19 protein-coding genes and 1 rRNA gene are annotated in these 21,046 nt (G+C 44.1%); 8 read left to right on the forward strand and 12 right to left on the reverse strand.

Going from position 1 to position 21,046, the window contains the following annotated elements:
* Positions 1–458: 458 nt before the first annotated feature.
* The 7 genes from GT360_RS12775 to dusA all read right to left on the reverse strand — a co-directional run bounded on the left by GT360_RS12775 (position 459) and on the right by dusA (position 9,108).
* Positions 459–2,009 (reverse strand): 16S ribosomal RNA (locus GT360_RS12775).
* A 603-nt stretch (positions 2,010–2,612) separates the two neighbouring features.
* Complete coding sequence (locus GT360_RS12780; RefSeq protein ID WP_164649235.1) at positions 2,613–3,389, reverse strand: phosphoadenylyl-sulfate reductase; 777 nt, start codon at positions 3,387–3,389, stop codon at positions 2,613–2,615.
* Positions 3,382–5,103, reverse strand: a complete 1,722-nt coding sequence (gene cysI / locus GT360_RS12785) for an assimilatory sulfite reductase (NADPH) hemoprotein subunit (protein WP_164649236.1) — start codon at positions 5,101–5,103, stop codon at positions 3,382–3,384. The genes GT360_RS12780 and cysI overlap by 8 nt, the downstream gene beginning before the upstream one ends.
* The gene (locus GT360_RS12790; RefSeq protein ID WP_164649237.1) at positions 5,103–6,959 is read right to left on the reverse strand and encodes an assimilatory sulfite reductase (NADPH) flavoprotein subunit; all 1,857 of its coding nucleotides are present in this window, start codon (positions 6,957–6,959) and stop codon (positions 5,103–5,105) included. The genes cysI and GT360_RS12790 overlap by 1 nt, the downstream gene beginning before the upstream one ends.
* A gap of 100 nt (positions 6,960–7,059) precedes the next feature.
* The gene (locus GT360_RS12795) at positions 7,060–7,290 is read right to left on the reverse strand and encodes a hypothetical protein (protein ID WP_164649238.1); all 231 of its coding nucleotides are present in this window, start codon (positions 7,288–7,290) and stop codon (positions 7,060–7,062) included.
* A 118-nt stretch (positions 7,291–7,408) separates the two neighbouring features.
* Positions 7,409–8,083, reverse strand: coding sequence for a TIGR04219 family outer membrane beta-barrel protein (locus GT360_RS12800; RefSeq protein ID WP_164649239.1), 675 nt, complete (start codon positions 8,081–8,083; stop codon positions 7,409–7,411).
* Between the two features lie 44 nt (positions 8,084–8,127).
* The gene (gene dusA / locus GT360_RS12805; RefSeq protein WP_164649656.1) at positions 8,128–9,108 is read right to left on the reverse strand and encodes a tRNA dihydrouridine(20/20a) synthase DusA; all 981 of its coding nucleotides are present in this window, start codon (positions 9,106–9,108) and stop codon (positions 8,128–8,130) included.
* 245 nt (positions 9,109–9,353) lie between these two features.
* Here dusA and GT360_RS12810 point away from each other — a divergent pair, with 245 nt between their 5' ends.
* The 3 genes from GT360_RS12810 (at position 9,354) to GT360_RS12820 (ending at position 12,925) form a co-directional block, all read left to right on the forward strand.
* Positions 9,354–10,460 carry a site-specific integrase gene (locus tag GT360_RS12810; protein WP_164649240.1) on the forward strand — a complete coding sequence of 369 codons (1,107 nt, stop codon included), beginning with the start codon at positions 9,354–9,356 and terminating at the stop codon, positions 10,458–10,460.
* Positions 10,461–10,725: 265 nt separating this feature from the next.
* A complete protein-coding gene (locus GT360_RS12815; RefSeq protein WP_164649241.1) occupies positions 10,726–11,796 on the forward strand; it encodes a site-specific integrase in 1,071 nt (356 codons plus the stop codon).
* 46 nt (positions 11,797–11,842) lie between these two features.
* Positions 11,843–12,925 (forward strand): helicase RepA family protein, encoded by a 1,083-nt coding sequence (locus GT360_RS12820; RefSeq protein ID WP_164649242.1) that lies wholly within the window; start codon positions 11,843–11,845, stop codon positions 12,923–12,925.
* Positions 12,926–13,060: 135 nt separating this feature from the next.
* Here GT360_RS12820 and GT360_RS12825 read toward each other — a convergent pair whose 3' ends face one another.
* Both GT360_RS12825 and GT360_RS12830 read right to left on the reverse strand, forming a co-directional pair.
* Positions 13,061–13,696 (reverse strand): hypothetical protein, encoded by a 636-nt coding sequence (locus GT360_RS12825; protein WP_164649243.1) that lies wholly within the window; start codon positions 13,694–13,696, stop codon positions 13,061–13,063.
* Positions 13,697–13,827: 131 nt separating this feature from the next.
* Complete coding sequence (locus tag GT360_RS12830; RefSeq protein WP_164649244.1) at positions 13,828–14,127, reverse strand: hypothetical protein; 300 nt, start codon at positions 14,125–14,127, stop codon at positions 13,828–13,830.
* A gap of 279 nt (positions 14,128–14,406) precedes the next feature.
* Between GT360_RS12830 and GT360_RS12835 the strand changes: the two genes are divergently transcribed.
* Positions 14,407–15,255: a hypothetical protein gene (locus GT360_RS12835; protein WP_164649245.1), complete on the forward strand. Its 849-nt coding sequence runs from the start codon at positions 14,407–14,409 to the stop codon at positions 15,253–15,255.
* A 134-nt stretch (positions 15,256–15,389) separates the two neighbouring features.
* On the opposite strand, the gene GT360_RS12840 is transcribed toward GT360_RS12835, so the two are convergent.
* Positions 15,390–15,536: a hypothetical protein gene (locus GT360_RS12840; protein WP_164649246.1), complete on the reverse strand. Its 147-nt coding sequence runs from the start codon at positions 15,534–15,536 to the stop codon at positions 15,390–15,392.
* A 293-nt stretch (positions 15,537–15,829) separates the two neighbouring features.
* Here GT360_RS12840 and GT360_RS12845 point away from each other — a divergent pair, with 293 nt between their 5' ends.
* The 3 genes from GT360_RS12845 (at position 15,830) to GT360_RS12855 (ending at position 17,426) form a co-directional block, all read left to right on the forward strand.
* The gene (locus tag GT360_RS12845; protein WP_164649247.1) at positions 15,830–16,258 is read left to right on the forward strand and encodes a universal stress protein; all 429 of its coding nucleotides are present in this window, start codon (positions 15,830–15,832) and stop codon (positions 16,256–16,258) included.
* 233 nt (positions 16,259–16,491) lie between these two features.
* Positions 16,492–16,926, forward strand: coding sequence for a zinc uptake transcriptional repressor Zur (gene zur / locus GT360_RS12850; protein WP_164649248.1), 435 nt, complete (start codon positions 16,492–16,494; stop codon positions 16,924–16,926).
* Positions 16,927–16,964: 38 nt separating this feature from the next.
* Positions 16,965–17,426, forward strand: a complete 462-nt coding sequence (locus GT360_RS12855; protein ID WP_164649249.1) for a chemotaxis protein CheX — start codon at positions 16,965–16,967, stop codon at positions 17,424–17,426.
* A gap of 79 nt (positions 17,427–17,505) precedes the next feature.
* On the opposite strand, the gene pgi is transcribed toward GT360_RS12855, so the two are convergent.
* Entirely contained in the window at positions 17,506–19,158 is a 1,653-nt protein-coding gene (gene pgi, locus GT360_RS12860; RefSeq protein WP_164649250.1) for a glucose-6-phosphate isomerase, read from the reverse strand.
* A 264-nt stretch (positions 19,159–19,422) separates the two neighbouring features.
* Here pgi and GT360_RS12865 point away from each other — a divergent pair, with 264 nt between their 5' ends.
* Positions 19,423–19,839 carry a secondary thiamine-phosphate synthase enzyme YjbQ gene (locus GT360_RS12865; RefSeq protein ID WP_164649251.1) on the forward strand — a complete coding sequence of 139 codons (417 nt, stop codon included), beginning with the start codon at positions 19,423–19,425 and terminating at the stop codon, positions 19,837–19,839.
* Between the two features lie 8 nt (positions 19,840–19,847).
* On the opposite strand, the gene GT360_RS12870 is transcribed toward GT360_RS12865, so the two are convergent.
* On the reverse strand, positions 19,848–21,044 hold the full coding sequence (locus tag GT360_RS12870; RefSeq protein WP_164649252.1) for a BamA/TamA family outer membrane protein: 1,197 nt from the start codon (positions 21,042–21,044) through the stop codon (positions 19,848–19,850).
* Positions 21,045–21,046: the final 2 nt, after the last annotated feature.

The raw sequence follows: 21,046 nt of genomic DNA on the forward strand, positions 1-21,046 counted from the left end.
TATTACATACTCAGACTTTCTTTCGAAAATCTCTCAGTTTTTCAGCTTGTTTCTAAATTTTTAAAGAACAACGATGATAATGTCTTTCGACTCTCATCATACCTAAATTAACAAGCGGTCTCTTTTTTATTGAATATTGCAAATCTTTGCTCAAATTCAACCGCTTGCTACCTTAGGTATGACGACTCACGATGCTTGGTGGAGATAAGCGGGATCGAACCGCTGACCTCCTGTTCCTAGGCCTCTAGACGATGGGGACATCATTTAAAGATGCTTTCCTTTTGCCAGTTGAGCGTTAAGTATTTTAGCGATTTTGCAAATTTCTGCAAGATTTTAACCGCTTGAATGCCTAACTTTCATTCATCTCTGTCCTGTCTACTCTATCAAACAATCTGTGTGAACACTTGCTGTCGTCGCGACGCTAAACTCTCGCCTAGCTTCGCGCTTGATTTTTTTGGTAAGGAGGTGATCCAACCGCAGGTTCCCCTACGGTTACCTTGTTACGACTTCACCCCAGTCATGAATCATACCGTGGTAAACGCCCCCCTTGCGGTTAAGCTATCTACTTCTGGTACAACCCACTCCCATGGTGTGACGGGCGGTGTGTACAAGGCCCGGGAACGTATTCACCGCAACATTCTGATTTGCGATTACTAGCGATTCCGACTTCATGGAGTCGAGTTGCAGACTCCAATCCGGACTTAGACGTACTTTGTGAGATTCGCTCACCATCGCTGGCTCGCCGCCCTCTGTATACGCCATTGTAGCACGTGTGTAGCCCTACTCGTAAGGGCCATGATGACTTGACGTCATCCCCACCTTCCTCCGGTTTATCACCGGCAGTCTCCTTTGAGTTCCCACCATAACGTGCTGGCAACAAAGGATAAGGGTTGCGCTCGTTGCGGGACTTAACCCAACATTTCACAACACGAGCTGACGACAGCCATGCAGCACCTGTCTCAGAGCTCCCGAAGGCACTCCCATATCTCTACAGGATTCTCTGGATGTCAAGAGTAGGTAAGGTTCTTCGCGTTGCATCGAATTAAACCACATGCTCCACCGCTTGTGCGGGCCCCCGTCAATTCATTTGAGTTTTAACCTTGCGGCCGTACTCCCCAGGCGGTCGATTTATCACGTTAGCTACGGGCACCAAGCTTAAAGCCCAATCCCCAAATCGACAGCGTTTACAGCGTGGACTACCAGGGTATCTAATCCTGTTTGCTCCCCACGCTTTCGCACATGAGCGTCAGTACATTCCCAAGGGGCTGCCTTCGCCTTCGGTATTCCTCCACATCTCTACGCATTTCACCGCTACACGTGGAATTCTACCCCTCCCTAAAGTACTCTAGACCCCCAGTCTGAAATGCAATTCCCAGGTTAAGCCCGGGGCTTTCACATCTCACTTAAAAGTCCGCCTGCGTGCCCTTTACGCCCAGTTATTCCGATTAACGCTTGCACCCCCCGTATTACCGCGGCTGCTGGCACGGAGTTAGCCGGTGCTTCTTCTGTCGTTAACGTCAATCGCCGATTCTATTAAAATCAACGCCTTCCTCGCGACCGAAAGAACTTTACAACCCGAAGGCCTTCTTCATTCACGCGGCATGGCTGCATCAGGGTTCCCCCCATTGTGCAATATTCCCCACTGCTGCCTCCCGTAGGAGTCTGGACCGTGTCTCAGTTCCAGTGTGGCTGGTCATCCTCTCAGACCAGCTAGAGATCGACGGCTTGGTGAGCCTTTACCTCACCAACTAGCTAATCCCACCTGGGCTAATCTTGACGCGAGAGGCCCGAAGGTCCCCCTCTTTGGCCCGAAGGCATTATGCGGTATTAGCTATCGTTTCCAATAGTTATCCCCCACATCAAGGCATATTCCCAGACATTACTCACCCGTCCGCCGCTCGCCGCCCATGATTTCCACCGAAGCTTCTATCATGTCGCTGCCGCTCGACTTGCATGTGTTAGGCCTGCCGCCAGCGTTCAATCTGAGCCATGATCAAACTCTTCAATTTAAGATTTTGATGTTCCGAAGAACTGACTCAATGAATACTGACTTCAAAACTACTAATGTAATTTTAAAGCTATTATCGTTCCAACAGAACGATAATGAATTGACTGTGCCGATACTAAGTATCGATTGGTCACTCAGTTCATTGAAATCTAAGTTGAAGCCTAAGCTTCATTTTGGATTATCATCAACGAGTGCCCACACAGATTGATAGGTTTTAATTTTTAAAGAGCTTCTCTTCTTTGTGACTTGAATCACTTCGGAAGAGGCGGCCATTCTAGAGATTTAATTCAAAGTGTCAAACACTTTTTTTGAATTTTTTTCTTTTCTAATTTGACCTGTCAGACATGCTTGAAACCCTTGTGAGCCCTTGCCCTGTCGACGAGGAGGCATTATAGAGATCGGCATCACATTGGCAAGCGTTATTTTCATAAAATTGCAAAAATAACGCTTAAGTGCCGATATTCCCATCAAAACCCTATTTATTCAACTTTACCCCAATTATACAAACCGATAATTCACAGAGTTATCCACAATGGAGATATAACGCCAATAAAAAGGCCGCTAAACGCGACCTTCTTTTCTATCAAGAGTCTTAAATTACTCTCTATATTCCTGAACCGTACTGTTCCCCATCGTCTTCGTGCAGGCCACACTCTCTTTTTAAGCCAAAGAAACGTGTTTGCTCTTCAGACATCCCAGGTTCCCACTTCTTCGTAGTATGAGTATCACCAACCGAAAGATACCCTGCATCCCATAATGGGTGGTAAGGCAGGTTGTGCTCTTCTAAATAGTAGTGCACATCTTTATTACTCCAATCAATTACAGGGAGAAACTTAAATACTCCATTTTGAATAGATAGAATAGGCAAACTCGATCTCGACTCTGATTGCTCTCTTCTCAGGCCAGAAAACCAAGTCTGGGTATCTAAGTCAGCGAGCGCTCTTCGCATTGGTTCGACCTTATTCAGTTTGTTATACTTTTCTATTCCCTCTATACCTTGTTCCCAAAGTTTCCCATATCTGGCTTCTTGCCAATTAGGGCTTTGCCCTGATCGATAGACTTTCAAGTTAAGTGTCAAACGCTCACTTAGAAGATCGATAAAGCGATAAGTTTCAGAGAATAGATATCCAGTGTCCGTTAGTATTACCGGAATATCTGGCTTGGCTTGCGTCATAAGATGCAACATCAATGCAGCCTGTATCCCGAAACTGGATGACACTACATGGTTACCCGGTAGATTCTCCAGAGCCCATTCAACTCTTTGTTGCGCAGTTAGCTGTTCTAACTCTGCATTGATTTCTGCAAGACGGAGTATTTGCTCCGTCTTAGTTAATGAGAGTAGTTCTGCTAACTTCAATTTTGAAGTGACAGAATCAAGCATGAAAATCCCTCTTTGATACGATGACTTCTTCAATGATTCCCGCACGAATCACGAAATCACCAAACGCTTCACCAACTTCGCGCTCTGCAGCCCATCGAGCCACCAGCGAGTCAATCTCTTGTAAGATTTGCTGATCAGTGATGTTCTCTTTGTACATCTTCGGCACTCGTGTACCGGCTTTATTACCGCCCAAGTGCAAGTTGTAACGACCCGGTGCTTTCCCGACCAGTCCGATTTCCGCCAGCATGGCTCGACCACATCCATTAGGGCAGCCTGTGACTCGAAGAATGATGCTCTCTTCTTTATTGATACCGTGGCTGGTTAAGATCTCTTCCACCTGGGAAACAAACTCTGGTAAAAATCGTTCAGCTTCGGCCATTGCCAACGGACAGGTTGGAAACGCAACACAAGCCATTGAGTTTTTACGCTGCTCACTAACTCCATCGTCCATGAGGCCATGCGCTCGCGCGATTTTCTCAATCTTCGCCTTCTGAGTTTTAGCTACGCCAGCCACAATCAAGTTTTGATTTGCGGTCATTCGGAAATCGCCTTTATGAATTTTGGCGATTTCCGCTACGCCAGTCTTAAGGGGTTTGCCTGGGTAATCTAGTAGACGTCCATTCTCAATAAACAGGGCTAAATGGAACTTTCCATCAATACCTTCAACCCAACCGATGCGGTCGCCTCGCTCAGTGAACTCATAAGGACGACTCTGTGCAAACGCAATACCCGCGCGTTTTTCTACCTCAGCTTTAAATACATCAATACCTACTCGGTCGAGGGTATATTTTGTCTTGGCATTTTTGCGGTTCGAGCGATTACCCCAATCTCGCTGCGTCGTCACGACAGCGGCAGCAACGTCGAGGGTTTTCTCTAACGGTACAAAACCAAAGTCATCCGCTTTACGTGGGTAGGTCGAAGTATCACCATGCGTCATTGCTAGTCCGCCCCCCACCAAGACATTAAACCCAACTAACTTGCCATTCTCGGCTATTGCAACGAAGTTGAGGTCATTGGCATGAACATCAACATCGTTCTGGGGTGGTATTACAACCGTGGTTTTGAACTTACGTGGTAAGTAGTTGCTACCCAAAATAGGTTCTTCATCCTGTGTACCCTCTACCTTTTCGCCATCAAGCCAGATCTCTGCATATGCACGAGTCTTAGGTAGTAGATGCTCACTGATCTTTTTGGCCCATTCATAAGCCTCTTGATGCAATTCAGATTCCACTGGGTTGGTTGTACACAACACATTGCGGTTAACGTCCCCCGCCGTAGCAATCGAATCGATACCAATGCTATTGAGTGTTTGGTGCATCAGTTTAATGTTTGGCTTTAATACTCCATGGAACTGAAAGGTCTGACGCGTTGTCAGTCGGATACTGCCATAGAGAGTATGGTCTGTTGCAAACTTATCAATCGCCAACCACTGCTTCGGTTTGATAATACCGCCAGGCATTCGAGCTCGAAGCATGACATTATGCAAAGGCTCTAGTTTCTGCTTAGCTCGCTCATTGCGAATATCACGATCATCTTGCTGGTACATGCCATGAAAACGAATAAGCTGGAAGTTATCCGCGGTAAAGCCACCGGTGATCTGATCGCTCAAATCAGACTCAATCGTTCCACGTAGAAAGTGACTCTCTTTTTTGAGGCGTTCGTTATCAGACAGTGGGCCTAACACTTCACCTAATACTTCTTGTTGCTGACTCATTAGTACACATCCCTTTGATAACGTTTTTCTTTACGTAGTGTGTTTACCCACTCTTCCGCTTGCTCGCGTGTCTTATTGCCTTGAAGCTCTACCACTTGAATTAGTGCTTCATGAACATCTTTTGCCATGCGGGTCGCATCACCACACACATAGATATAGGCTCCGTCTTGCAGCCATTGCCACACTTGCTCTGCGTTTTCTAAAATTCGCTGTTGAACGTAGACCTTCTCTTTTTGATCTCGACTGAAGGCGACATCTAAGCGATCAAGCACGCCAGATTTGAGATATTTCTGCCATTCAACTTGGTATAAGAAGTCTTGAGTAAATGTGCGGTCGCCAAAGAAGAGCCAACTCTTACCTGAAGCGTCACGATTGTCTCGCTCTTGAATAAAGCTACGGAATGGCGCAATGCCCGTACCAGGGCCAATCATGATGATCGGCGCACTATCATTTTCAGGCAGCTTGAAGTTGTTGTTGTTTTCTACAAAAACCTTTACTTCACCACCTTCTTCAAGTCTTTGGGCTAGGAAACTTGAGGCACCGCCATAGCGTTTCTCATCCCCCTTGTCGTACTCAACTAAACCAACGGTAAGGTGAACCTCCTCATCAACTTCACTCTGACTCGATGCGATGGAATATAGTCTGGGTGTCAGTTTGCGTAATAACCCAATTAGCTCATCGGCTGACAACTGGGTTTTCTTCTCTGCAAGCACATCGACAATTTGCGTGTTGCCCGAATATTCACGCAGCTTGTCTTTATCTTCCACCAGCTTAAGTAGCTTCTTACTGCCAGACAGCTGGGCATATTGAGTCACAAACTGAGGATTTGCGCTGGTGATCTCAAACTTACTGATAAGCGCACTGTGAATAGAGAGACTCTCGTCATCAACCGTAACGCTTTCAACACCTGATAACCCCACTCGCTCTAGAATCGCTTTGGCAAGATCTGCACTGTTCTCAAACCAAACACCCAGTGCATCTCCCGGTTGATAGGTCAAACCCGACTCTTCTAGATCAATTTCAATATGACGAACATCTTTACCCGAATCACGACCCGTGATTTTTTGGCTCGTTAATAGTGTCGCTGTGTAAGGGTTTTGCTTACTGTACACCGAAGCTTGATTGGCTGATTGACCTACTGGTAACTGAACCACATCCGCTTCCGGCGCAGAGGCTAAATCTTGTTGAACCACATCAAGCGCTTTCGCAACCCACTCTTGAGCTGATGCTTCGTAATCAACATCACAATCGACTCGCTCAATGAAAGACGTTGCCCCTAGCTTTGACAAGAAGGCATCAAAATCTTTACCGGTTTGGCAGAAGAACTCGTAGCTTGAGTCACCCAAACCAATCACACCGTACTTTAAGTTATTCAGTTTGGGGGCTTTCTTGGACTGCAGGAACTCATGCAGTTCAATTGCATTGTCTGGTGCTTCGCCTTCCCCATTGGTCGAGGCCACGAAAATAACATGTGTCTCTTTAGCGAGTTGTTTACCTTTGTAATCAGAGGCATCAAACAGTTGGGCCTCAACGCCCAAGCTTTTTGCTTGTTGCTCCAATGATTCTGCAACGCCTTTCGCATTCCCCGTTTGAGAAGCAAAAATGATAGTTAGCTTACCTGCAGGCTTCGCTGCTACCGCAGCCGCTGCTTGCACTAATGGTGCAGAAGCTGACGCAGGCTGCGCTTGCGCTAATCCCCAAAAGTATCCGCTGACCCACGCCAGTTGTTGAGAAGAAAGATCGGAGACCGTTTGTTGCAGCTGCCCGAGCTGCTGGTCATTCAGAGGTGCGGCTAGAGCCGGCAGTTCTTGTTTTTGAGAGTTTCCATTGGACATTGTCACGACATCCCTATTCATTGCGTGACGATAGATTAACCACTCTCATTAATAACTAGAAAGAATAGAAGTGAATGTTTTATAACTTTTTGTACAGAAAGGTAAGGGGCTGGTTAATAATTTAGATATCTTCGATGCGAACTTGTTGAAAGCCCACCGCCATCGCTGACTTGGAAGCCAAGTCGATATCTCGATAAAGACACTCCTCGCCATGAGCATCCGTCAACAGCACTAACCCACCGCGACGATGGCGAAACTCCACCACCCAAGACCCTTCTTGAATTGATGGCTCTATGATCGCCTCCACCAACTGGTCGGTGCGATATAGAGCTCGCAGCTCTGATATTGTCATGTCCTTTCGCCCACTCTTACTTACTTGTAAGAATAAGCATGGTGCATATTTTCAAATTGAGCGAATAAAAAAAGCGCCATCTGTAACAGATAGCGCTTTTTAAAATGTTTTTTGTCAATTAGAACTGGTATTCAGCACCGATGAACCAGCCGCTAACAAAGATAAACTCTTTGCCATAGTCTTCAGCATTAACGGTAAAGTCTCGTGACTCAATATCGATCGCACGGTAACCGCCCTTTAATGCTAGCTGACGCTGCTGCTGGAAGACGATACGGTATTGGATACCTGCTTCTAGATCCGTGGTTTTAAGATCATTACGGTCACTGAACTCCATTGCACCGATTACATCAAAGTTAGTATTCGGCACGTTGATTTCAGCTTTAGCGAACAGGTTCCAAGTATTCTTATCGAAATCTACATTTTCACCTGTAGCGCCATTAACAAACTTCGTATTCGAGTAGTTAGTAAACGCAATACCCGCATCAAAATGCAAAGCATCATGCGTCAGAAGGTTGTAGTAAAACATTAAGTCTGACTTATCGAATGCCATGAAGTCTGCATCCACCGTGGTGTAACGAAATGCGACATTGGGCCAGTACTTTGCTGAATGCTCGTAGGCCAATGAGAACGATGGCGTGTTGCTATCATCACGTTTAATTTCGTTTACTTTGGTTTGGCCCCACCAGTAATCTAAACCGAATTTAAACACTGAGTCATCTTGCGCCAGTGCCACTGGTGATACCAGCATGCCTGCACTTAATAAACCACCACAAATTTTATGCATCGTCTTCATGTGTTACTTCTGTCCTATTTCGCACTCGTTATACATCAGCTACGTTATACATCTAAGTCTGCTGGAATTTTTGCCAAGGCTGCTGTCACGACTTCAATGCCAGCACCTGGTTTGTGAGCATTTTCACTGATATGACGACGCCACTGACGCGCACCAGGCATATTGTGGAAAAGCCCTAGCATATGGCGAGTAATATGACCTAAATACGCGCCTTTTGCCAACTGTTGTTCAATATATGGCAGCATCTCTTCCACGATTTGCTTGCGTTTCTTGATTGGTGTATTAAGCCCAAACACCTTTTGGTCTACTTCGGCCAGAATATATGGGTTCTGATACGCTTCGCGACCAATCATCACACCATCAAGGTGCTGCAGATGTTCAAGCGTTTCATCCAATGTTTTGACACCACCATTCACCGCAACCATTAGATGCGGAAAATCTTTCTTAATTTGGTAAGCGCGTGGGTAGTCCAAAGGTGGAATCTCGCGATTCTCTTTCGGACTAAGACCACTCAGCCAAGCTTTACGCGCGTGAATCGTAAATTGCTCACAACCGCCTTTTTCTGACACGGTAGAAACGAAGTCTGTCAAAAACTCATAGGAGTCTTGATCATCAATACCAATACGCGTTTTCACGGTAACTGGAATATCCACCACATCACGCATTGCCGCAACACAGTCTGCTACCAGTTGCGGCTCCCCCATCAGGCAGGCGCCAAAGCGACCATTCTGTACTCGGTCTGATGGGCAACCGACGTTAAGGTTCACCTCATCATAACCACGCTCTTGAGCAAGTTTGGCGCAACGCGCAAGATCTTGTGGGTTAGAGCCACCTAACTGAAGCGCTAATGGATGCTCTTCTTGGTTATAAGCAAGAAAGTCGCCTTTACCGTGAATAATTGCGCCGGTTGTCACCATCTCGGTGTAGAGCAAAGTCTGGGTTGATAGCTTACGATGGAAGTAACGACAATGGCGATCAGTCCAATCGAGCATCGGGGCGACAGATAAGCGTGAAGATGGATACATGGTTAAAATCTCTCTAATTTTCAAGGTTTTAGCCATACAATCCATGACGGCAAAACGGGTTACATTCAGTAAAACTACCTCCTTTGTACCCCTAAATGTCCCCTAAGGGATATTTTTAGGGACAATAAGGATGCAAGGCATAGCTAGGGGCGGGATTATACATACTGCCTGCCAATGCTTCAATTGAACGCTATAGGCAAACAATCAACACCCTCTCAGTATTAGATCACCGAGAGGAAACATTCATGGCAACAGTTACAATTGAAAAGGTCATAGGAAAAAAGGCTACTAGGTACAAAGCTAGAGTGCGATTGACAGATCACGGCAAAAAGCTATTCGAAAAGTCAAAAACGCTAGATACAGAACAACAAGCAAAGATATGGGCAAAAAAACTTGTTTGTCAGCTAGATACTGAAGGGATCCCTGTTGAACAACCAAAGGATAAAACGATCCTTATAGGAGATTTGATTACCATATATCTAAATGACCCGATTACATCTACTGATCTCGGACGCTCTAAATTCGCGGTCCTCAGTCGCTTACGGACTTATGACATAGCTCTTGTTAGGGCAGATCACCTAACAGCAAATGACTTAGTGACTCATTGTAGAACCCGTAAAAGTGAGGCAACTACTCCATCACCACAAACCGTCTATCATGACATTACCTACCTAAAGTCCGTAATTGATGTTGCTGGACCAATGTTTGGCTACAGTGCTAATACTAATGCGCATGGAGAGGCTATTCCGACCTTAGTTCGATATGGGTTAATTGGTCGTAGTCAGCGTCGGGAACGCAGACCTACCAGAGAAGAGTTACATATCATGGAAGAAGGACTGAAAAAACGACAGTCTCATCGTGCAGCCCATATCCCTTTGGTCGATATCTTTCACCTCTCTATCTACACCTGTATGCGGTTAGGGGAAATCACCCGTATTACGTGGGATGACCTAGATTTAGCTTCATCAACATTAACTATTCGCAATCGTAAAGACCCAAGAAATAAGAAAGGTAATGATTGCACTATCCCGCTCTTTAATGAGGCAAAGGAGATATTAATGCGCCAACCCAAAGGAAACTCTCGCATCTTCCCATTCAAAAAAGAGTCTATTGGTGCTGCATGGCAAAGAGTATGCAAAGAAGAAGGCATTGAAGATCTCCGTTATCACGACCTAAGAGCTGAGGGAGCCTGTCAGCTATTTGAGAGAGGTTTGAACATTGTTGAAGTATCAAAAATTACCGGACATCGGGATATAAATGTATTAAACAATGTTTATCTTCGACTAGGTGTCAAAGACCTACACTGCTCACAATTCAATCAAAAAAGTACCATCCAGCAAAAATTAAGGTGACGTGCATCACAATTTTTAAGGTGGAATTGGTGAATGTTTAATGTAAATTCAAAAAATTTATAATTTCCAATTTCACCATTTGTGAGCCTTCACAAACGCAGAGTGCAACTGACTTTTTGCTCAATGCCTCTTCCAAAAACCATAAAAAAGAGTCCGCAATTTACACCCTTAGTACCCCCATTGCGGACTTTTTCCTGCCCCCATAGTATTCAAACAACAGCAAACACAACTCAATTAATTTTCAGTTTTCTGAGGCTTGAATCTTTTGGCAACTAAAGCAATCGAACCAGTATGTAACCAGCTCAACACGAGATACAAAGCTCGTGTTCGTGTTACGTACAAAGGGAAAACGCTTGCTCAATGTTGTCGAACCTTTGATACATACCCAGAAGCAAAAAGGTGGGTTGATAGAGTAGCGAAAATTGCTGATAGAGAAGGAGCTGAAGGATTAAAGCGACTGAAGAGTAACAGAACAATAACCGTCGGTGACGTAATTCTTATGATTTTGAACAATGAGCCTACAGCCCAAAATTTGGGACGCTCAAAAAAATCGAATCTAAAAATGTTACTCAAATATCCGATTGCAAGCACTCCATTAGAGAGCCTAACTGCAACCGTACTGTACGAGCATTGCAAATTAAGACGTCAGTCAGTAAAGCCGCAATCTGTATCACATGACATATCAAACTTATGTACAGCTCTTAGAGATGCGAAAACATTTTTCGGTGTGCCCTCTGATACATCGATCTTTAATGATGCTCGTTCCTCTCTTCAGAGGCATGGTTTTATTGCTAGAAGTGAAGCTCGTCACCGACGACTGATGTCAGGAGAATCTGAAAAGGTCACTGCATCTCTAAAAGTAAAGAGCATTAGCTCAAAAGGAGAGCTTATACCTCTTCTGGAGATCTTTGAGCTAGCAGTCGAAATGGGTTTGAGGCTTGGCGAAATAAGTCGAATCCAAGGTAATGATATCTGCAAACGAACAAGAACTTTAACCGTGCATCAACGCAAGAGCCCGAACAAAAGAAAAAAACATACGAATGTGATCCCATTGACGCATAAGGCAATGAATATCCTAATAAAACGACAACAAACAGAAGGTGGGAAATTATTCCCATACTCCCCAAATACCATCGGGACAAACTGGCGCAAGTTAACCAAAGAACTAGGGATCCATGACCTTCATTTCCATGACCTTAGAACTGAAGCAGCTTGCCGTATGTTTGAAGCAGGGATGAATGTCGTAGAGATTTCGAAAATCACAGGCCATCAAGACCTGAACGTTTTAAACAAACACTATTTGCCACTGTGTACCTATTTACCTGAGGCAGCCTAATTTCAATACAAGTCAGAATCACCTGACTTAATCTGAGGAGATAACAATGAAACACGAACAACTAGATCTATTTGGTGAACTGGGGTTTGCCAAGCAAAGCACTAATCAGCTACAAAGGTTTGGGAAACTTAAATTCTCAATCGGGTCAACAGGTTATGACTCTCCATTTAACTGGGCAGTTAAAGACTTAATCCCTGCTTTAGGATTTGGCGTAATCTATGGCCCTAGTGGAAGCCTGAAATCATTTCTGGCAATAGACCTTTGTTGCAGTATCGCTTCAGGAAAGTCATGGCTGGGCAAGACAACGACTTCTGGCCCTGTTGTATATGTGGCAGCCGAAGGACAACTAGGGGTATCACGAAGGATTAAGGCATGGGAATTAGCAAATGAAACAACTGCCGACAATGTATTTGTGTTGCCACAGAACATGTTTATTTCCGAACGTAATGCTCAGGATGAGTTAATTGAAGCGATCCAAGAAATTGAAGCGTTTACCCAGCAAAAAGTTCAACTTGTGGTGATTGACACATTATCGCGCTGCTTTATTGGTGATGAAAATACATCTCGTGACATGACCAGTTTTATCCAAGGATGCGACAGGGTAAAGGCGGAAACTCAGTCGGGTGTACTTTGCATTCATCACTGTGGTCGAGATGAGTCTAAAGGAGCACGTGGCAGCAGTGCTCTTAGAGCAGCTTGTGATTATGAGTTTCAGACTAAAAGAAACGGTAAAACTAAATTGCTCAAGTTTGTTAACACCAAACAGAAAGAGGGAGAGGAAGCTCCAGACCTTGAGCTCGAATTCGATACTGTAGAATTAGGGCTAACATGCGAAGATAATAAACCGATAACCTCCTTAGCAAGGCTCAAAGAACCGACTATCAAGAATACAATGGAAGCCGAACCTGACCATCCAATCTTGAAGATACTTGGTGAAACATTTGGAGGAAGAGCCAAACGAGTGGATTTACGCCAAGCGATTTACCCGACGGACAGTAAGCCAACCGCAGCACAACGTAAATCTCTAAGTCGCTCTATTGCAAAGCTACAGGAGTCTGGTCGCATCTCCGTTGAGCAGGAGTCCCCTTCTAGAGCGTCCGATAAAGATATAATTAGTCTGGCTCATTGATACTGTGACTGAGTGACACACCTATATAGTGTGTCACATAGTCACAGTAATAATGAGAAGAATAATATAGCCACGTACCTCTTTATTTTTTATAAGGGGAACGTGGTTAATATTCCTTGTTTTCAAACTCAAGAACTAAACATCACCAACTCTACCATCACTAATGACAGGCACCCCTTTTTTCATAGGTTCAGGGAGAGTATTGTACTGGGCGAAAGGCATTAGCAATGTAACCCGATACAAATGGCACTTCAAAAAAGTCGGGTGCCTCATAGGAACTACTCCTCTGACTGGCCTATCATCCCTAACGATGATTATCTCACAATCAATAAAACCGCAGTCATGAAACGCCCCTCCTTCCGCATAAAGGTTTACAGGCCCCATTAGGTCACACTCTTCAAAACGCAGGTTCTGACTTGGCTTATAAAATGGATGGAAAAAATCTGCTAGCTGAATTCTCTTATTTTTATGGAGTGGCTCCAAAGGATTTACACTAGCAGTCTCAACCATTTTACCTGTGAACGCTGCTATTGATTTTTTTTGCAGCCAAACTCCCAATAAAGCAAGAGAACAACAAATCAATACAAAAGATACTAGGGTTACTCCCCCCCAAGCTATCGCGCCATAGGGCTCTATTTTTGCCGAGATTTTTGCAAGGTAGCCCATGCCACCAGCACCTAAAGCTGCTACTAAAATTGAAGGGCCTTTAGCTATAAGCGTATCGACAAAAAAGTTCCTTGTTGAACTTGATATCTTTGATAGATATGACATTTTCCCATCCCTAGAACTAGTAAAAAATTAGCTCCAGTATATACCGCTCAAACCTGAAACAGCCACATATCTTTAATATGGGCTGCTGTTATTGGTTTTAGTTATCACCTATTTTTTGAACTATTGGTGCTTTATATCGATGGGAGTGTCAGAGACTCTTGCTCTTGCATTGAAGAGGTTTCAGCATCCATTATGTCTGTATTCATAATTCTTTGTGCTATGTCCCTGACGATAGCGGCAGCCTTTGCTTCAAGTTCTTCTTCAAAGTCTTCTAAAGATCCCATCATATCACTATCAACAATGATTCTTTCTAGCAGGCTTAAAGCTTGGATGTTGAGCTTCAGAACCGACTTATACCACTGATAGGCTTTAGTGTTTTTATCCTGATCACTTTGGCTAAGAAACCCTGCTTCCAAACAATGTTTAAACACTAGATGTTCCACTTGTATTCTTTTCAGATTAATGGAACTGAGCTGGTTCACCAGTCGGCTATCAAACGATTGATTATTCATGTTTACTTTAAAGGTATAAATTTCATCTATATACATCAAGTAATCAGGGGGAGTTGAGAGGGGGAAACCCCATATCACCAGTGGACAACAATGCTCATGCAATGAGGTTGTCCTATCTGGAATACATGAGAAAAAGCTGCTTTGACCTCAACTTATTTTGCACTTTATCGAACAAAGTTATTAACCTATTAATAAACAATGATAAAAAACTGGACTGTAACTACTGAACCAATAAAAAACGGGGCTGATGGTGTGATGACTACAGAGAGGTACTTGCTCTCCGACAGGCACCCAAATCATAAGCAAACCGAAGCAATAATTCCTTTAATTGGAACTACAAAAACCTCACAACGTATAGCTCTTGTTGGTGAGCAATTTCGAGTAAAGCAGCATCTAAACAGAAAAGGGGGGCGTCCCTTGTCATCCTACGCAATGAGTTACTGTCTGACCTTACCTAAAGGGCACCGCCCAAGTACACATCAATGGAAGTGTATTGTTAGAGACTGCTGCAAAGCGATTGAAGCTCAACTCGAACTACAGTCTGATGAAGTTAGGGTTTTCAGAACACAAATAAGAGCAGTGCTTCATCAACAACAACAGCAAGGAACCAGAGGAAGTGGAGATCATGTTCATATCTTGATCGGTAAGGTTCTCAACGGAAAAGTCCTCAAGCAGTTACAACAAAAGAAATGTACCTCATTATTAAAACAGGCCTTTAACGCTGCTGTGTTGGCGCACACAGGCTTAAATCATCTTGATTACAAGCCTTATGAGCTTAATCGTGGGGAGAGATTAGAGACATGGAAGTATCGAGAGCAAAAAGCTGCTGAGGCTGTACATATAGAGAAGTTGCTCATCAAGCTTCAAAAACAGACTGATAAATGGTTTGAGGCACTAGAGAGTCAAGATCATCGACAGCAAAACAGGCAATTGAATCGACTGATCAAGTCTTTTGAGGAGTTATCAACTAGTGCTCTATCCGACAAGCAAAGTCAAAAAATAGAGAATCTAAAGGCAAAAATTGGGCAGAAGAAACTGAAGCTTTAAACTGTTGTGAGGTTAATTGATGAGTTATGTCTAGAGAGGTATGATTAACTTGAGGGTGTTGATGGAAGCAAAGAATGTCCCTAAATGTCCCCCAACCTTCTAGAACCGATGTAGCTAACTGATTTGAAAGACCTTTAAAGGAATAAGATCCAATCGAGCATTGGCGCAACAGAGAGGCGCGAATGGAAAAAGTCTGCATTCTGACCTTTAAGTTCTCTGTTTTCATTATTTGACTGTGTAGCACTATCTTGCATCACGTTACCCATCTTACTAAATTTCATTCATCGTACACCAAAGGCTTGCTCAGCATACAAATAACCATATTTGGCAATGATTAGTCTTTGACCAATCATGACTAAAGAGCGGGGATTCTACATCAAGAAAGTCACAGACCCAAGTATTGCCGACATCCCACTTTCTCAAGGCTGACTAGCTGACATCAAACTGCATATTTAATTTGGTCACAGATGCAGTTCAAAGTGGATTCATCTATCGATATCGCGATCCAGTCGACACAATTTTAACCACACAACATCTATGCTTATTTTAGTCTCTTCAACTAGAGGGCATGATCATGAATTACAAGCATATATTAGTCGCACTCGAACTATCTGACGAAAGCCATGTTTTAATCGACAAAGCGGTGTATCTCGCTAAACAGTTCGATGCGCGAATCTCTTTTATCCATATCGATGGCACTCATGGTGAGATTTATCATGAGCTTGTCGATATGAAACAAGAAGGGGCTCAAAGACCACTCTCAGTCAACGCAATGGACCAACTTAAAGAATTTGAAGCTTATATGGATTATCCACTAAGAAGCTTTTTAGTCGGCACGGGGGATCTGGGTGATAAAATCCATGAAACCGTAGCAGACCATAATGTTGACCTACTTATTTGCGGTCACCATCAAGATTTTTGGAGTAAAATCATCTCTTATTCTCGCCATCTCATTCATAAATCCCCCGTCGATATATTAGTTGTACCAATGGCAAGTAATTGATCATAACTGGGTGTGTAACTGACCTAACAAATAGTGCGCACCCTAACCTCTAAGTTTAATAAACCCCATATACAACCAAAGCAAACACTATTATCTATCCTTATACCTCACCCCAAAGCAACAACATAACCTTCACAGTTAATGGAGTGATTTCAATATTTTCATTCAAATCGCTTAGATAATGAGTAGTTAGTGGTATACTCCCAAGTTCGATTATTTAGGTGGTAGTGATTTTGAAAGCAACGCTCATTCAGCAGATTGAAGACATTTGTAATACACGAGGGGTGCGACTCACCCCGCAACGAAAGCGCGTTTACGAGTTAATCTGCAATAGTCCAAAAGCTTCTAGTGCTTATGAGCTTCTCGATTCTCTGCGAGAAACTGAGCCAAGCGCCAAGCCACCTACTATCTATCGAGCTCTCGATTTTCTGATGGAGCAAGGATTTATCCATCGAGTGGAGTCCACTAACAGCTATGTGTCATGCAACAGTTGCCATGACAAGAAACACTTTTCCCACCTTCTTATCTGTGATCAGTGTGGCAGCGTTATTGAACTTCAAGACAGTGATTTAATTGCATTATTAGCGGAGCATGCCAAACAGCACAATTTTGCTATTCATAACCACGTCATTGAATCACACGGAACCTGCCCATCGTGTAAAAAGTAATCTTATTCATAGATTAAGAAATATAAGAAGTAAAAATAATGCGCGCCGAATTTGTAAACCCATTTCTAGCTTCACTAATGAATGTTTTAAAAACAATGGCTTCATTAGAACTTAAACCTCTTAAGCCGCGAGTAAAAAAAGATGAAATTGCTCGGGGTGATGTCTCAGGCCTTATTGGTATGGTTGGCAATCAAACCCGTGGTTCGATGTCTATTACCTTCGATGAGAAACTCGCCTTAGAGATCATGGAAAAAATGTTGGGTGAGCGCCCACATGGTGTGAATGAAGAGGTCACCGACATGGTGGGGGAAATTACCAATATGGTCACCGGTGGCGCAAAACGTATTCTGGCAGACAATGGCTTTGATTTTGATATGGCAACACCTGTGGTTGTTTCTGGTAAGGGCCATACTATTCGTCACAAGTGTGAAGGCTCAATCATCATTATGCCGTTCACCTCTGAGTGGGGTAATGCCTTCATTGAGATCTGTTTCGAGTAATCGAATACACCAGATACCCGCATTTAGCAGACACAAAAAAGGTTGGCAATCGCCAACCTTTTTTCATTCCTAACGCTAATTAGGCTTTGAATGCTTTAAATGCATTGATCAAACCGTTGGTTGAGCTGTCGTGAGATGACACTTCAGATGCATCTGCAAGCTCAGGAAGAATTTGGTTAGCAAGTTGCTTACCTAGTTCTACACCCCATTGGTCAAAACTAAAGATGTTCCAAATAACACCCTGTACGAAGATTTTATGTTCGTACATTGCAATCAGGTTACCTAGAGTGCGAGGGTTGATCTCTTTCACTAGGATAGAGTTCGTTGGGCGGTTACCTTCAAATACTTTGAATGGGATAAGCTCAGCCACTTCCTCTTCTGTTTTGCCTGCTGCTAGGAACTCAGCTTTCACTGTCTCTGCCGTCTTACCAAATGCCAGTGCTTCGGTTTGTGCAAAGAAGTTAGACATTAACTTCTGGTGGTGATCGCCAGTTGGATTGTGACTCACTGCAGGAGCAATAAAGTCTGAAGGAATCAGCTTAGTACCTTGGTGAATTAGCTGGTAGAAAGCGTGCTGGCCATTTGTACCTGGTTCACCCCAGATAATTGGACCCGTTTGGTAAGTTACTGCTTCGCCAGTACGGTCAACAAACTTACCGTTTGATTCCATGTTACCTTGCTGGAAGTAAGCTGCGAAACGGTGCATGTACTGATCGTAAGGCAGAATCGCTTCCGACTCAGCGCCATGGAAGTTGTTGTACCAAATGCCGATTAGAGCAAGAATGACTGGAATGTTGCTTTCAAGATCTGTCGACTGGAAGTGGTTATCCATCTCGTGAGCACCAGTTAGAAGCTCAATGAAGTTGTCGTAACCTACACCCAAAATGATAGATAGGCCGATTGCAGACCATAGAGAGTAACGACCGCCAACCCAGTCCCAGAACTCAAACATGTTGTCTGTGTCGATACCGAACTCAGAAACCGCACCCGCATTCGTAGATAGCGCAGCGAAGTGCTTCGCTACGTGCGCTTCGTCACCAGCAGAAGCTAGGAACCAATCACGTGCAGAGTGAGCATTGGTCATTGTCTCTTGCGTAGTGAATGTCTTCGACGCAACTAGGAATAGCGTTGTCTCTGGATTCACTTTCTTTAGTGTCTCTGCGATGTGTGTACCATCAACGTTAGACACGAAGTGCATGTTTAGACGGGTTTTGTATGGTGCTAGCGCTTCTGTCACCATGTAAGGACCTAGGTCTGACCCCCCGATACCGATGTTGACTACGTCAGTAATCTCTTTACCCGTGTAGCCTTTCCACTCACCGCCAATCACACGCTCAGAGAAACCTTTCATCTTCTCTAATACCGCGTTAACCGCTGGCATTACGTCTTCGCCGTTCACCATAATCGGTGTATTGCTGCGGTTACGCAGTGCTACGTGAAGAACAGAACGACCTTCTGTTTGGTTAATCGCGTCACCTTTGAACATCGCTTCAATTGCGCTCTTTAGCTCCGTTTCGTTCGCCAGTGCGAATAGGTGCTTTAGCGTCTCTTCGTTGATTAGGTTCTTTGAGTAGTCGACTAGAAAGTCAGAACCAAAACGAGTTGAGAATTTATCAAAACGCGCAGAATCTTCAGCGAATAGTGCTTTAAGATCCATGTCCTGAGCTGCTTCAAAATGAGCAGTCAGTGCATTCCAGGCTTGCGTTTGAGTTGGGTTGATATTTTTTAACATGTCATCTATCCCGATGTTACAGTAGGTTTCATTCTAACTGGCTATTGTTTCCCCCAAGCCAGTAGAATCCCCGATTTAGCAAATATAAAAATTCGATGCCATTTAGGCAAATTGTAATTAATTTTCAGTGTTGGCATTATGAATCACGTCACTCGTTATGTTATTGAGTTAAGTCACGAACCCTTCAAATGCCAGCAGAAATTGTCGAAGTATAGCTACAGTCTGCGCTTCGCTGCTGTATTCAGTAACCAAAGAGGCTAATCTATGTGGTCACAGAAAACCATCCATTTACCGCCATTATCACGCGGATTTCATCTGATTACTGATGAAATTGAACAACAATTACCACAAATATCTCAGCTGGATGTCGGAATACTACACCTATTTATCCAACATACTTCAGCAAGTTTAACCTTAAATGAAAATGCCGACCTTACCGTGCGCAGTGATATGGAGCGGCACTTCAATCACTTTGTTCCTGAGCGCGCCCCCTACTATCGCCATACCTATGAAGGGGATGATGACATGCCAGCACATATCAAATCGTCTCTACTCGGAGCAAGCGTATCGATACCGATTAGCCATGGTCGATTAGCTTTAGGTACATGGCAGGGCATTTACTTGGGCGAGCACCGAAACCACGCGGGAAGCCGCACTATTATCGCCACCTTGCAAGGCTAATAAACCAGCTAGAAAGGCTGGTTAATCATAACCCTAAAGGTACGATCATCCTCAGATTGCGCAATTTCCGTACGCACAACAATCCCTTCAACTTGAAAACGAATTGCACCACCTAAGCTCCATTTCATGTCGCTATGGAGCTCTTTTAAATCATATTCATCCGCAACTCGTCCAACCTCGGCAAAAACCACCCATTGCCACCAAGGCAAATCATAATAATTGATCAAAGGCACATCACCCAGAGGCTGCCAGTCAGGAATGACTCGATATTCAGCTGAGTAGTGGATCGCTGAACGACCATGATAGCGTCCACCGCTATAGCTGCGAAGGCGATACAGTCCACCTAACTTCACTTGCTCATGCTCTGGCGGGCGACCACACTGGTTATTGGCCTGGTTTGGTTGGCAATCTTTCCATGTAGGTGTGTCTGCCGTATAGAAGTTAAAAGCGACGACTTGTTGATCGAACCAATCACCCAGTTCGCCTAAAGAAAAATAGTGGCTATTCTCAAACTCAGTTTTGACCCACATATCATCCGTCGACCAGTTATCGGCCCCGACAGTAACATTCAAAGCGGTATGTGAACCCGTCGTTGTTCGGCGCGACGAATCTCGGTTATCCCAATCAAAACTCACCTCAACGGCCTTCGCTTGCTCTTTATTACCGTCTATCGACAGCTCACGCGAACTGTAAAATGGTTTTATGTATATCGATGAGATACCACTCTCAAATGGAGAAGCGGTTCTGACTGCTCTTTCTGGCAGAAACGCGCCTTTTAAGCCATGTTCAGCGATGCCGCCCCATGGAAGTAGATAACGAAACTCCAGTTTGTACTGATCCTCTAACCCATCAGTCAGAGTCACGTTATCGATGTCTGAACTACTGTTACCCTGGTCACCAACATAGTATTTGTTGTCGTTAAAGCGGGCTTGATAGAACTGAGCTGAGGTGGTGATATTTGAAGAGAGCGCATAATTAAAGGCAGAGAGGAAACCGATATAGCTGTCTTTATCCGTGTACAAGCCCATACCAAATAAGGCGGCTTGTGGTTGCCCAACGCCTTTCGCAACCCCTGCAACACCGAAAGAGTTACCCAGGCTTTCAGTTTGAAAATAGAAGGGAACAACCGCCAAGTCCTTTTCTTTCGCTTGAATCAAGCTACTCCAACAGGCAAACAGCACACCTGTTATCAGAATCCATTTCATTC

This window comes from Vibrio astriarenae (assembly GCF_010587385.1).
Lineage (GTDB): Bacteria > Pseudomonadota > Gammaproteobacteria > Enterobacterales > Vibrionaceae > Vibrio > Vibrio astriarenae.

Excerpts from the sequence above, each read along its gene's own strand:
- GT360_RS12820 (WP_164649242.1), top strand. The coding sequence starts at position 11,843 with ATGAAACACGAACAACTAGATCTATTTGGTGAACTGGGGTTTGCCAAG.
- GT360_RS12845 (WP_164649247.1), top strand. The coding sequence starts at position 15,830 with ATGAATTACAAGCATATATTAGTCGCACTCGAACTATCTGACGAAAGC.
- GT360_RS12865 (WP_164649251.1), top strand. The coding sequence starts at position 19,423 with ATGTGGTCACAGAAAACCATCCATTTACCGCCATTATCACGCGGATTT.
- GT360_RS12800 (WP_164649239.1), bottom strand. The coding sequence starts at position 8,083 with ATGAAGACGATGCATAAAATTTGTGGTGGTTTATTAAGTGCAGGCATG.
- GT360_RS12840 (WP_164649246.1), bottom strand. The coding sequence starts at position 15,536 with ATGAAATTTAGTAAGATGGGTAACGTGATGCAAGATAGTGCTACACAG.
- GT360_RS12780 (WP_164649235.1), bottom strand. The coding sequence starts at position 3,389 with ATGCTTGATTCTGTCACTTCAAAATTGAAGTTAGCAGAACTACTCTCA.
- GT360_RS12870 (WP_164649252.1), bottom strand. The coding sequence starts at position 21,044 with ATGAAATGGATTCTGATAACAGGTGTGCTGTTTGCCTGTTGGAGTAGC.
- GT360_RS12855 (WP_164649249.1), top strand. The coding sequence starts at position 16,965 with ATGCGCGCCGAATTTGTAAACCCATTTCTAGCTTCACTAATGAATGTT.
- cysI (WP_164649236.1), bottom strand. The coding sequence starts at position 5,103 with ATGAGTCAGCAACAAGAAGTATTAGGTGAAGTGTTAGGCCCACTGTCT.
- GT360_RS12825 (WP_164649243.1), bottom strand. The coding sequence starts at position 13,696 with ATGTCATATCTATCAAAGATATCAAGTTCAACAAGGAACTTTTTTGTC.
- pgi (WP_164649250.1), bottom strand. The coding sequence starts at position 19,158 with ATGTTAAAAAATATCAACCCAACTCAAACGCAAGCCTGGAATGCACTG.
- GT360_RS12795 (WP_164649238.1), bottom strand. The coding sequence starts at position 7,290 with ATGACAATATCAGAGCTGCGAGCTCTATATCGCACCGACCAGTTGGTG.
- dusA (WP_164649656.1), bottom strand. The coding sequence starts at position 9,108 with ATGTATCCATCTTCACGCTTATCTGTCGCCCCGATGCTCGATTGGACT.
- GT360_RS12835 (WP_164649245.1), top strand. The coding sequence starts at position 14,407 with ATGATAAAAAACTGGACTGTAACTACTGAACCAATAAAAAACGGGGCT.
- GT360_RS12790 (WP_164649237.1), bottom strand. The coding sequence starts at position 6,959 with ATGAATAGGGATGTCGTGACAATGTCCAATGGAAACTCTCAAAAACAA.
- GT360_RS12810 (WP_164649240.1), top strand. The coding sequence starts at position 9,354 with ATGGCAACAGTTACAATTGAAAAGGTCATAGGAAAAAAGGCTACTAGG.